Annotated in this window: 8 protein-coding genes; 7 read left to right on the top strand and 1 reads right to left on the bottom strand. The window is 32.5% G+C overall.

What is annotated here, in order from left to right; genetic code table 11:
- Window positions 1-71 precede the first annotated feature (71 nt).
- From FH036_RS10350 to FH036_RS10330, 5 genes are all read left to right on the top strand, one after another.
- Window positions 72-1,661, top strand: coding sequence for an ATP-binding protein (locus FH036_RS10350; RefSeq protein WP_139895695.1), 1,590 nt, complete (start codon window positions 72-74; stop codon window positions 1,659-1,661).
- Between the two features lie 19 nt (window positions 1,662-1,680).
- On the top strand, window positions 1,681-2,358 hold the full coding sequence (locus FH036_RS10345) for a response regulator (protein ID WP_131260352.1): 678 nt from the start codon (window positions 1,681-1,683) through the stop codon (window positions 2,356-2,358).
- Window positions 2,355-3,323, top strand: a complete 969-nt coding sequence (locus tag FH036_RS10340) for a tripartite tricarboxylate transporter substrate binding protein (protein WP_139895769.1) — start codon at window positions 2,355-2,357, stop codon at window positions 3,321-3,323. The genes FH036_RS10345 and FH036_RS10340 overlap by 4 nt, the downstream gene beginning before the upstream one ends.
- Before the next feature lie 225 nt (window positions 3,324-3,548).
- Window positions 3,549-3,950 carry a (deoxy)nucleoside triphosphate pyrophosphohydrolase gene (locus tag FH036_RS10335; RefSeq protein WP_139895694.1) on the top strand — a complete coding sequence of 134 codons (402 nt, stop codon included), beginning with the start codon at window positions 3,549-3,551 and terminating at the stop codon, window positions 3,948-3,950.
- Window positions 3,951-4,063: 113 nt separating this feature from the next.
- Window positions 4,064-6,964, top strand: a complete 2,901-nt coding sequence (locus tag FH036_RS10330) for a DEAD/DEAH box helicase (protein ID WP_139895693.1) — start codon at window positions 4,064-4,066, stop codon at window positions 6,962-6,964.
- Window positions 6,965-7,329: 365 nt separating this feature from the next.
- Here the strand turns inward: FH036_RS10330 and FH036_RS10325 are convergent, their stop codons facing one another.
- The gene (locus tag FH036_RS10325) at window positions 7,330-10,668 is read right to left on the bottom strand and encodes a helicase-related protein (protein ID WP_139895692.1); all 3,339 of its coding nucleotides are present in this window, start codon (window positions 10,666-10,668) and stop codon (window positions 7,330-7,332) included.
- 83 nt (window positions 10,669-10,751) lie between these two features.
- Here FH036_RS10325 and FH036_RS10320 point away from each other — a divergent pair, with 83 nt between their 5' ends.
- Window positions 10,752-11,909, top strand: coding sequence for a sigma-70 family RNA polymerase sigma factor (locus FH036_RS10320; protein ID WP_180358381.1), 1,158 nt, complete (start codon window positions 10,752-10,754; stop codon window positions 11,907-11,909).
- Window positions 11,910-12,035: 126 nt separating this feature from the next.
- Window positions 12,036-13,259, top strand: a complete 1,224-nt coding sequence (locus FH036_RS10315; protein WP_139895690.1) for a hypothetical protein — start codon at window positions 12,036-12,038, stop codon at window positions 13,257-13,259.
- The last annotated feature ends 6 nt before the right edge of the window (window positions 13,260-13,265 follow it).

Below are 13,265 nucleotides of genomic sequence, written 5' to 3'. Positions count from 1 at the left end.
ATTTTCATTTTTGTCATAATAATAGAAAAGGAGATTGATAGTTTTGAATATTTTATCAAAGGATATGAAGCATGAAAAAATCACGCCAAGTGTCATTACAAACGAAAATAGTAAGCTTAATTATCGCGTTAATTTTATTTGTCGTTCTCCTATTAACGGGAATATTTGTTTACATTCAATCCGTTGATACGAAGCACCAAGTGGAACAGTTAGCACTGCAAACAGCGAAGTCGCTTTCTTTTATGCCTGCTATAAAAGAAGCTTTTCAAAATAATGAGCATAAAAGTACGATCCAATCCATTGCGGAACAAGTTCGTGAGCAAGCTGGTGCAGATTATGTCATTATAGAAGATCGCTTTGGGGTTATGTATTCCCATTCTAATTCGGATTTAATTGGCACAATGAGTAACAATCCATATAACTATGAAGCACTTACTTTTGGTGGCTATTATACGCTTGAAGCAAATGGTGAAAGTGGTCCTGCTTTAATGGCGAAGGCACCTATTATTGTTCATAACGGAGACTACGATCAAGTAGTAGGCGTTGTGACAGTAGAGTTTTCAATAAAAGGTATAGAATCTAACATACTGAGTAGAACGAAAGAAATTATACTCTTTTCTTTAGCTGTATTATTAGCTGGAATTGTTGGTGGTATTCTTTTAGCACGTAGCATTCGTAAAGACACACTCGGTTTAGAGCCAAATGAAATTGCGGCGTTATACCGGGAACGAAGCGCGATACTACTATCTATAAAAGAAGGAATTATCGCTATCGATCAAAACGGTTTTATTACAATGATGAACACGTCAGCAGAAGAAATGCTACATGTAAATGATGATTATATGCAGCAACACATTTCAAAAGTTTTACCAGAATTTAATATGGAAAGAGTGTTAGAAAGCGATCAAGAAATCGCGTTTCAAAATAAAGTGTTTATTTTAAACATGACACCGATACTTGAAAATAACAGTACAGTAGGAGTTGTATGTAGTTTTAGAGATAAAACAGAACTGCAAAACTTAGTGAATACGATATCTGAGGTAAGAAAGTATTCGGAGGACTTACGCGCTCAAACACATGAATTTACAAATAAACTGTTCGTCTTATCAGGATTACTTCAGTTAGGGCACTACAAAGAAGCGATTGAATTTATCCAGCAAGAATCTAACATTCATCAAAGCAAAAACCATATTTTATTCCATCAAATTCATGATGCGAAAGTACAAGCTATTTTATTAGGAAAAATCGGAACAGCATCTGAGAAAAAAATTGATTTTCATATTGAAGGAGATAGTGCGCTTCATCCGTTACCAGACCATATAAAAGTTTCACACCTTATTACGATCCTTGGAAACATAATCGACAATGCGTTTGATGCGGTGAGTGGGCAAGAGGGCAAGAGAGTTTCATTCTTCGTTACGGATATTGGACATGACATTGTGTTTGAAGTGATAGATAGTGGAGCAGGGATACCGGTAGAAAAAATCACGACCATTTTTCAAAAAGGGTTTTCAACGAAAGGAAATGATCGTGGTTACGGACTAGCAAACGTAAAAGAAATGGTAGATCTACTAGAGGGAACAATTGAGATTCAAAACGAGAAAAATGGGGGAGCTATTTTTACAATGTACCTTCCGAAAACATTGAGAGAAAGTACATAACAAACAGGGGGATGGGCATATGTTGAAGGTTGCAATTGCAGAAGATGATTTCCGCGTCGCGCAAATTCAGGAAGAGTTTTTATCAAAAATAAAGGACGTAAAAGTAATCGGAAAAGCATTGAACGCGAAAGAAACGATGGAACTATTGCAAAGGGAAGAAATCGACTTGCTTCTATTAGATAACTATTTACCAGATGGAATCGGAACAGACTTATTGCCGAAAATTCATGCTGACTTTCCAAACGTTGATGTCATTATGGTGACAGCGGCGAATGAAAACCATATGTTAGAAAAAGCAATTCGAAATGGCGTAAGTAACTACCTTATAAAACCAGTCACATTAGAAAAATTTGTGCGTACAATTGAAGACTATAAAAGAAAGAAGCAATTATTACATAGTAACAATGAAGTGAATCAAGCACTAATCGATAACTTCTTCGGCATGTCGCAAACACAAGACATAAAAAACTTACCGACAGGTGTAGATCCGTTAACACTGCAAAAAGTGAAAGAAATTATAAAAGGATTCGACGAGGGCATTACAATAGAAGAAATGGGGGAGCAAATGGGGGCCTCCCGAACAACCGCAAGAAGGTATTTAGAATACTTAGTAGCGACAAACGAATGCACAGTAGAGTACACATACGGCATTATCGGACGACCAGAACGAAAGTACCGAATAGGACGAGGACTATGAAAAAACGATTATTACTATGTATATGGATCATGACAGGAGTAATAGCTGGTTGTTCCTCGGAAAAATCCCAAAAGAATAAAGTAAACATCGACAAAGTAGAAATAGTTGCGCCAAACGTTCAAGGAGCAGGCTGGGACTTAACAGCGCGAGCGATGCAAAAAACACTAACAGAAGAAAAAATCTTCACAAAACCAATCACTGTCACAAACAAAGTAGGTGGCAGCGGTGATGTCGGTTGGAAATATACGAAACAAAAAGGTGGTCACGTACTCGCGATTAACTCAAGCTTACTCATAACGAACAACCTACTAGGCCACAGTAAACTAACATATAAAGACTTCACGCCGCTCGCGCTACTTGCATCAGACTGGGAAGTCGTTGTCGTATCAAAAGACTCTAGCATAGATAACGCAAACGAACTAATGAAACAACTAAAACAAGACAAGAAAAACTTCAAAATCGGCGTTGCCCCTGGCCTAGGGAACGACGATCACCTATCATTCGTACAAGTAAGCAAAGCATTCGGCATAAACCCTGCTGAACTACAATTCTTCGTCTACGAAAACAAAGAAAAAATCATAAACGCCTTAACGAACAAACAAATCAGCGCCGCAACCATGACCCTATCCGAAGCCGAAAAACAACACAAAGCCGGCAAAATAAAAATACTAGCCGTATCCGCACCAAAACGCCTAGACCGACTACCAGAAATCCCAACATGGAAAGAACAAGGAATCAACGTCATATTCCAGCACTGGAAAGGGATTATGGGCCCAAAAGATATGACCGAGGAAGAGGTTGCTTATTGGGATGGTGTGATTAAGAGGATGGTGGAGAGTGATAGTTGGAAGGGGGTTTTGAGGGAGAGAGGGTGGGAGGGGTTTTATAAGGGGAGTGGGGAGAGTAGGGGGTTTTTGGAGGAGAGTGATTTTAGGTATGAGGAAATGGTGAAAAAAGAGGCTTAAGAGGGAAGTTTTCAATCATGCTTTATTTTTGTAGTTACTTCTATATAATATAAAAGAGATGAGAGTGTTAGGCTAATTGCATTAAAAGGGCTAGATAGGGATAGATAAAATCTAGCTTACTGATTAAAAATATATTAGTCGTTAAAAGATATAAAAGGCATTTTTCAGTCTATAAGGTGTGGAAACGTAAATTATAGAGTTTCTGTGAGATTTAAGGAGGACATCATGAAGAAAAATATTTATGTTGTTGGAGCAGTAATTGTCCAAGATGAGAAAATTTTATGTGCGCAAAGAGGACCTTCAAAGTCGCTACCTCTTATGTGGGAATTTCCAGGTGGAAAAATAGAAGAGGGAGAAACACCTCAAGAGGCGTTAAAGCGTGAAATTGATGAAGAAATGCATTGTAGCGTGCAGATTGGTGAGCAAATTGATTATACAGCCTATGATTATGATTTTGGTATTGTGCATTTGAAAACTTTCTATTGTAAACTTGTTGAAGGAAGTCCGGTTCTAACTGAGCACGTAGCAATTAAATGGTTATATCCGAATGAGCTATCAGCTTTAGAATGGGCACCTGCGGATATCCCAACTATTGAGAAATTATCAAAAGAGTCGATTGTAAAGTAATTTGATTAAAAACTATTCGTTTTATGCGGATAGTTTTTTTATTGTAATAAATTTGCACTTTAAATCAGTGAGTAATACAATTAATATAAAAATTTGTCATAAATGGTGATCATATGGAGAATTTTATTCAAAAATTAGAGGGGTCTTTATATAAAGGGTTTATTGATCAAAAACATAGTCATCCCGGAATATATAAGCCTAAATTATTAGTAAACAATACGAAAAAAAACGAAAATGTTTTAAGTTCATTGTTGGAGGAGCTAGAAAATAGTACATCCTTTATTTTTTCAGTGGCTTTTATTACGGAAAGTGGACTGGCGACTTTAAAATCGCATTTCCTTGATCTTAAACAAAGAGGGGTTAAAGGACGTATATTAACATCTACATTCTTAAATTTTAATACACCAAAAGTGTTTAGAGAATTAATGAAACTTGAAAATGTAGAAGTAAGATTAACAAACTTATCTGGTTTTCATTCAAAGGGGTACATATTTGATAATAAAACACATTGTTCATTAATTGTCGGTAGTTCAAATCTGACTGCACATGCTTTGAAGGTAAACTATGAATGGAACGTCAAGTTAACATCGCATGAAGATGGAGAGATTGTTCAACATTTTAAAAATCAATTTGAAGAAGTCTGGGAGCATTCTCAAGTATTAACTGAAGAGTTAATTGCAAATTACGAAACAATATATGAACAAGTTGCAGAAAATAAGTTGCTAGATCGAGTTATAGAATTACCTGGTCAATATCATAATGCAATTGAAGAAGCGTTGAAAATTACGCCAAATAAAATGCAACAAGCTGCGTTAAAAGAAATACAAGCTATTCGAGACGCTGGAAAAGAAAAAGGGTTAGTTATCTCTGCAACTGGAACGGGTAAGACATATCTTTCAGCATTTGATGTTAGAAATTTTGCACCTAAACGGATGCTATTTATTGTCCACCGAGAGCAAATATTAAATAAAGCAAAATCAGATTTTCAAAAGGTTCTTGGTGGAGCCGATGAAGATTTTGGAGTTTTATCAGGATCAAATAAGCAAATAAATGCTAAATATTTATTTGCGACAATCCAGACTATTTCAAAGGAAGAAAATTTACATCAATTTGATCCTGGGCTATTCGATTATATTTTAATAGATGAAGTTCATAAAGCGGGTGCTAGTTCTTATCATAGAGTTATTGATTATTTTAAACCAAAATTTTTAATGGGAATGACTGCTACACCTGAGCGTACAGACAATTTTAATATTTATGAGCTATTTGATTACAATATTGCTTATGAAATTCGTTTGCAAGAAGCACTTGAAGAAGATATGCTTTGTCCTTTCCATTATTTTGGAGTAACTGATTTTGAATATAATGGTGAAAAGATAGATGACACTACAGTTTTATCTAAACTTGTTACGGAAGAGCGAGTGGATCATATAGTTGAAAAAGTAAAATATTACGGTTTTTCCGGTGGAAAAGTAACAGGACTAATGTTTTGTAGCCGAAAAAATGAGGCAGAACAATTATCACACGCCTTAAATAATAGAGGTTTTCGCACATTTGCATTAACAGGAGATCATTCCCAAGAGGAAAGAGAATTGCGCGTGAATCAATTAGAAACTGGCGTGCTTGATTATATTTTAACGGTAGATATATTCAATGAAGGAATTGATATTCCGAGTGTGAATCAAGTTGTTATGTTAAGACAGACTCAATCAAGTATTATCTTTATACAGCAGCTGGGGCGTGGGCTTCGAAAACACGATTCAAAAGATTTTGTTACGATTATTGATTTTATTGGAAACTATAAAAACAACTATTTAATTCCGATCGCCCTTTCTGGAGATAAATCACAAAATAAAGATAATATACGTAGGTATACAAATGACACGAGTTATATTAAAGGTATTTCAACAGTTAACTTTGAAGAGATAGCGAAAAAGCAGATCTTTAAAGCAATTAACGAAAGCAATTTAACAGCTATGAAAGTATTAAAGGAAGCTTTTGCTGAGTTAAAAAATAGAATCGGCAGAATTCCATATCTATATGACTTTATCGTAAACCATTCTATTGATCCAGTTGTACTTGTAGAAGGATATTCGAACTATTATCAGTTCCTATTGAAAATGAAAGAAGATGTCCCTACATTAACAGAGTACGAAAATAAAGTTTTAACGATGTTTTCATTGGAAGTATTAAATGGGAAACGTAAAAATGAAATCGTTTTGTTAGACTTATTATTAAAGCAAGAAAAAGTTGATAAGGATGAGTATATAAAACAACTTGAAGAAACTAATTGCTTAACAGATGATGAAACGATTACTTCAGTACAACGAATTTTTGAATTAGAGTTTTTCTCACAAAACAGCCAAAAGAAATATGGAGAAAAGCCAATTCTCTCTTTACAGAACAATAAGACATATATGTTTAATGATTCTATCCAAAAAAGTTTAGAACAAAATGAATACTTTAAGCGCATGGTTATGGACATTATTAGAAGTGCAAGAGAAAAGAGCAAAAACTACGAGTGTGATAGTAACCTTACTGTATATAAAAAGTACTCAAGAAAAGATGTCTGTAAACTTTTAAATTGGCATAATGATGAGAGTTCAACTATGTATGGTTATAAGACAAAGTACTATACTTGTCCAATATTTATCACATACCATAAAAATGATGAGGTAGAATCCAGTGTGAACTACGGTGATGAATTCCTTAATCAAGATGTTCTTAAATGGTATACAAGAAGTAATAGAACGTTAAAGTCAAAGGAAGTCCAGACGATTATCGATGCCAAAGAAAATAATATTGATGTCCATATTTTTGTGAAAAAAGATGATGACGAGGGAAGCGACTTTTACTATTTAGGAAAAGCGAGACCTGATAAAGCAAGTGTAGAACAAACTGAAATGCAAGATAAAAATGGAAAAGAACTACCGGTTGTTACAATGAATATGATTATGGAGAAATCGGTTGATAATAAGCTTTATGATTATTTAAAAGATAGTAACGTTTTGTAGGTAGAATAATTTTTTAATGCTTGTATAGTTCAAAAATGAGTAGTATTAGTGGATAAGATAAGGCTGTATCAAAATGGTATGGGGTATGCTTTGGATATAGCTTTATTTATTGGGAAGGGTTCTAAAGTGTAATTTCTGGTTAAACTAGTATTAATATTATTAGTTTAATAGACTTTTCGCGATAACAGGCAATATGAATGAGGTATTTTTGTATAATCGAAGTGTAAAGTACTATGAACTTTATTGATTGCCTAGCACACAAAATTTAACTATCAAATTTTGTGTGCTAGGCTTTCTTTTGGTTAATCAAAATTAATGTGAAACTAGACTAATAAGGAACTAATGGTAGGCTGGTAAATATTTCATTAGAAATTAGTTAGGGTATGCTTCTTATTATTAATCTTCTCCACAACTTCTTCGGGTAAATCTCCTAAGAAATAATTTTCAATATGATTCCAAAAATCGTCAGAAGTAAAACCACTTTCAAATAAATACCTCAACATCTCTACAGAGGTATAGTGACGATCGTGTACATTTTTTAAAATGCTGTTGTTATATCCTTCAGGATTTTGGAGTACTTTTTCAATTTGATATTCTGAACCGACACGAATATAAATTTGTGGATGATCGCCACCTTTAACTTCATAAACTAAGAGCTCAAACATTTCTAGTAAACCTAAGACTAAAAATAACTTAGCTGATCCAAAAGTGTCTTGCTTTCGCAAAAGATACTCTATAGAAGTGCCTTGTTCATTTTGCTTGTGTGCATAATATAATAATTTGGAAGTTTCTTGGGTGATAAACTTTATAAATGTGTTAAAGCTAGGATGAATTCGATATGTTGTTGAAAGTCGATATTCATTTTTATTTAGTATATTTGTTCTTTGAGTGTTTGTTTTATTCATAATTGCTTCATAATTAATAATGCTTTCAAGTAATTGACTGACAAATGCTTCAGCTTTATAAGATGAAATAGAAAAATGAGCCTTTATAAGTTTTTGAAGCTCTTCAGCTTCAAAAACTTTTCTTTTCATAATATATTGTGAGAAAACCTCATTTAATTTGTTAAGATTTTCTTCTAATTTATACATAAAGAAATCTTGAGAAGGGGCCTGCAATTGGCTAGAAATGATAAAAATTGGATCGAGTTTTTCTAATAACTTATCTTTAAGTTGACGATCCTTTGCATGCAAGATTCTTTTGAAATTAGGGAATGATAAATGGCTAAATTTATCTCTCCAAAGATGATCAAGATTTATTTTATAAATGCAATGTGTTTCTGCGTCTACCTCGCGATACTTTTGAACATATTCTTTATAATTTTTTAATAAATCACCTTCATCTTCTCTAGATACTTTAAAGTATTCTATAGCAAACATACTGCGCGGACGTGCTGTTATAGGAGAATATTTTAAAGGTGAGTTAATAAAGCCTTTCTCAATAATTAATAGAGCAGTTTTGAGTTGGTTATCTATTAAATCACTGTTAATAGTATCATCCCTTTTAGATTGGAAAATGTAATGGAATTCCTCAGAACTCACTAATAAGTGACGAGATTTATTTTGTTTGCTTCGTTGTTTATATAAGTCTAAAACTTTTTGCATAACTTGAATTAATTGATATTTTTTAATTGTACTAATACCATGCAGTCGATTCACATGTTTAAAATCCTCTTTTAAAAAAGTGAAACTTGCTAATCCCATCTCTAAATCCCGTGCAGCGCGACCGATTTCTTGTACATAATCACATACATTTCCTGTTGGGGCAAAATGTAGCACTGTATCGATGTCTGGAATATCAATACCCATTCCGAAAGCTTTTGTAGCTAGCATGATTTTTGCATTTCCATCTTTAAATCGTAAGAAATTTTCATTTTTCTGCTCTTTTTGAAGGCGGCCATGATAAATCGTGAGATGTTCTAAAAGATTATCTGAGGCATGACGTTCTAAATATTCTTTAAAATTGAGAATAGATTTGATTAATGGGAAATATATGAGCACCTTTCGGTTATCTGCTAGCTCATATTTAATTTGTTCCAACAAAAACTTGTGCTTAGCTGTAAGGTACTCTTTATCTTTTGCATTCTCAATTCTGTTCGAATTAATTGGGTTGATTTGAACTTCAATATTATCCCGCTTTACATAGCCAAAGTAGTTAATTGGATGATTTAATATTAAACTATCCCGTGTTTCGGCATACATATCCTCAATACCACCATAAATCGCAGTTGCAGTAAAAGTAGCAATAGGAAATTGATGCTTTGTCTCTAAATCTGCGGGGGTATTTTTTTGATAAGTTTTACCTCTGCGAATTTTTTGTAAGTAATCTCCTAAGTACCAATAATCTGCTCGGAAAGCTTTACCCCAAGTTGTGACAATATGTGCCTCGTCAATAATAAACAGTCCAATCTCCCTGTCTCCAATAAGTGCTGATATATCTGCCCTGCTTAAAAGCGTTTCAGGTGAAATATATAAAATAGAGACTTCTTTATTTGAGATTCGATCTGCAATATTTGCTTTTTCTACTGGAGAAATCTCAGAGTTAATCGTCGCGCTAAAGGTTATATTTTTTTCTTGTAAATTATAGACTTGGTCTTTCATAAGGCCAATCAATGGTGATATGACGATTGTAAGATATTCATATTTTTCAGCTAAATAAATAGCAGGCACTTGAAACATAATAGATTTTCCAGCGCCTGTTGGTGCGGTAACAAAAATATCTCTAAAGTTTGGTATTGTACCAGTCCTTTTTGCGGCTTTAGATTGTGAAATTATATCGTGAATAATTTGCATCTGAGAGACTTCAATGGTTTCTTTTTTATTAGTAAGAGAGTCCACATTTTTATAAACTTTTAAAGAACGATAAGAATCATATCCCCAATAACGTTTCAAAATATCTAAGTATGTAGCTTCCATTTCAGATGGAATTTCATTTTTCTGTACCTGCTTCAACACTTTATAAACTTTTAGGTTGGGTATATATGAATAAAGTAAATTCAACTTATCTAAATTAAGGATTTCTATATAGTTTTTAGTGGACTTCTCACCGAAACTTATGTAAACTGGGCTGTTTATTTCAGCTGATTGGATTCGAGCTGATATCATATCTAAGAAATCAAAGGGGATTTCGCCCCCTAATTCAACATAATCAACCTTTTCGCTTATTTCTTCTAATTGTAATTCGTTAATCTTACTAAATAGATTTACTTCTTCAAAGTCTTCTCTAGTAACGTATGAAACATAAATGTTTTTTTTCGGAGAAACTTCAATTGATGAGTAGAAGTTAAATAAATAATTGGCTTCATTATTATTTTTTGAATCAACTTGAAAGTTATGAAAAATATCTAGGTGTTCTTGTGGAATAGAATAACTTAAAGGGTAGTATGCATCGTAAAAGTTATTGTTAATAATAATCGGTGTTCCAACAATCTCAATATTAGCGGGTGAAATTGTTTGGAATTCTTCATAAGTTAGCCAGCAATGGTTTTTTACAGAAGATTGAGTGAAAAAGTCTATAATGTTTTGTTGTTTTTTCACATTTAAGGAAAGTAGTGAAGTATGCAAAGGAATTGGTAATAATTTGAAGTCGGAAACTTCTTGTAACCAATCATGCGGGAATCCTTTGAAAACATAAATTATTTTATTTGTATCTTGTTTTTTTTCTCTTAAGTTAAAAAAAGAATCTCTAAAAATTTGCTTAAGCAAAAAGACACCCCCTGATAAATGTAAATATGTTACTATTATATCAGTATTTATTCATTTACGGAAACGTAAGGGAGGTGTTTTTAGTGAGAGAGCTCTTGGATGATATTCTTTCTTCTCGGCTAACAAGTTTAGATAAAAATTCCCCAATAAATATTCAATGGTTTTTACATATTTGTAATTCTTTCTCCACTAAAGACGTAAGTGAGAAAGAATTAATTTCCTATCTACAGAGAAAGGGATATTTTTTGTTCTTTAACCAAACATTAGAAGAAGTAGTAAAAGAGACTAAACATATAGAGCAAAAAAAATCAGTTGTAGTAGAAAATACAAGAGATGAGCTAAAAAAAAAGAGAAAGCCTTTTAATCCTAATGAATTTTTAGATGAGATTAAAAATAATATTGATTTAACTATTTATACACATAGGGATAATGATTATTTGATTCAAAAGTATCGAGACACTAATGAATCTAAGTATTTAGATAGAATTATAGAAGTAAATATTAAATTGGTGCAGTCAATAGCTAAAAGATTTCTTAACTTAGGTCACCTGCTAGAATTTGATGATTTAGTACAAATAGGAATAATAGGATTGTATAAGGCTGTTGAAAAATTTGATGAGAACTTAGGTTATAGTTTTTCCACCTATGCAACTTGGTGGATTAAACAAAGGATAGATAGAGAAATTATGGATCTTGGCTTTACAATTAGGTTGCCAGTACATATACATGAACAATTAATTAAGTTGAAAAAATTACAAAAGCAATCAATTGAAAGTCAGCGAAAAATTGATAAAGTGTGGATTGCGGATCAAATGGGCATTAAGATAGAAAAATATAATGAATTATTAAAGATAGATTACTATTTTTATAGCTTAGCCTCATTAAATACGTACGTGTCTCCAGACGGTGAGGAAACAGAATTATTAGAATTGATTAATCCTAATCCAGATGTAGATTTTAATATGCAACTACAGCATTTTGAAGAACCTGGTCTAGCATGTATAAAAATAGATACAGTAGAGTTGCTGGGAGGGTTATTAGATTTATTAACTGATAAAGAAGCAGATATATTAAGAAAACGCATGGGCTTCTGTGAGGACAAACAGATGACATTAGAAGAAATTGGGGTCGAATATGATTTAACAAGAGAGCGTATTCGACAATTAGAAGCCAAAGCTTTAACGAGGTTAAAGGAAATTATTAAGCTAAAGAAATGGGATAAATATGATTTGATGTTTTAATAATTGGGATGTAGATGGTAAAATTATTACAACAAATAGTGTTTAATGGTTTTTTTATAAGATTAATATACAAATATAATTATAAAAGAGGGATAATGATGAATTATAACAATGTGGAGGGGAAAAATGAATAGAAATATTATTATCAGAAAAAAAGAAAGTCCTGTTCATAAACATATCGGTGCGTTAGTTATGGATAATGAAAGAAGAGATTCTAATAGAAAATTAACAGAATTAGAGAATACTACATTAGAACATGCTTTGAGACTTTTATCACACAGTGAATTAGTGGAAACTTTACTTTTGAATGGAGAAAAAATCCCATCTTCTATCAAAAAAAATACTGATTTAGTCGAGTATGTAAAGAGTAAATTTGCCAGAAGAGATATGCCGATTTCTGTATATACAAATTTAAGAGAAAAGGCTTTTAATCCTGAGCTAAATACTACAGATGGCTTCTTTTTAACTTATTCAGGAAAAGTTAAAAATTTAACTGAAGAGAAATTAGATGAATTTATAATGGCATCAAATAAAGAATATGATGAAGATGGGGCTGCTTATAAAGCAGTTATAAAAAAAGAATCTTATGAAAATAAAAGATGCAAATTGTTGGTGAATAGAATCCATTATGGATACGTTTTTGATAAACATAGTATGTTTAGTACCAAATTTGTAGATGAAAATAAAATTTGGGTGGAAATTGATTTTGATAAGGAAATTATTTTTTTTCAAACTTCGAATGTAGTGAAATTTAGAGCAGTCAAAACAATTGTTAAGGACTTTTTGAGAATAGTGACTGGTATAAATAGTTTGAATTTAAATGCCCCGAGATTATCTCAAACATTGGATATGAAATTAGAGTCAGATAAGGCGATTTCATATAGTATAAATCCAGCGACCACTAAGTTGCTAGATTTATTTATGCAGTTGGAAAATGATACAACAAATTTTGGTGGATTTGAGTGCCAAGAAATAGTTTTTGACCATAAAGACTCTAATAAGAAAAATCGAAAAGAGAGAATTGATAGGCAGGGCTACGGTGGTGGTGATCTTCTGAAAAAAGAAGATGTAAAGAAATTAGTTTTAGATAATCGTGATATATTAGAAATAGAATTTTTACTTGCATACAATCAAGATTTGGGTAATGGAAGTACGAGAAAGCATACCATTGTTGCGGGAATTAATAATAGAAAAAAAGACTATTTGAGAATTTATATAAAAAATAACGATTTAAATATTAAGAGGATTTTAAGAAAGGCTTACTTTGATTTGAAGGAAGTCTTTATTGAGCATTACGCAGATAATAAATTGAAAAGTGATGAAAAAATAAAAAAATTATTAGGGATATGATGCGGA

It is taken from the genome of Bacillus sp. CD3-5 (assembly GCF_006349665.1).
GTDB lineage: Bacteria > Bacillota > Bacilli > Bacillales > Bacillaceae_G > Bacillus_A > Bacillus_A paranthracis.
The sequence above is the reverse complement of the archived record's forward strand: the minus strand, read 5'-3'. Positions and strand labels throughout refer to the sequence as shown.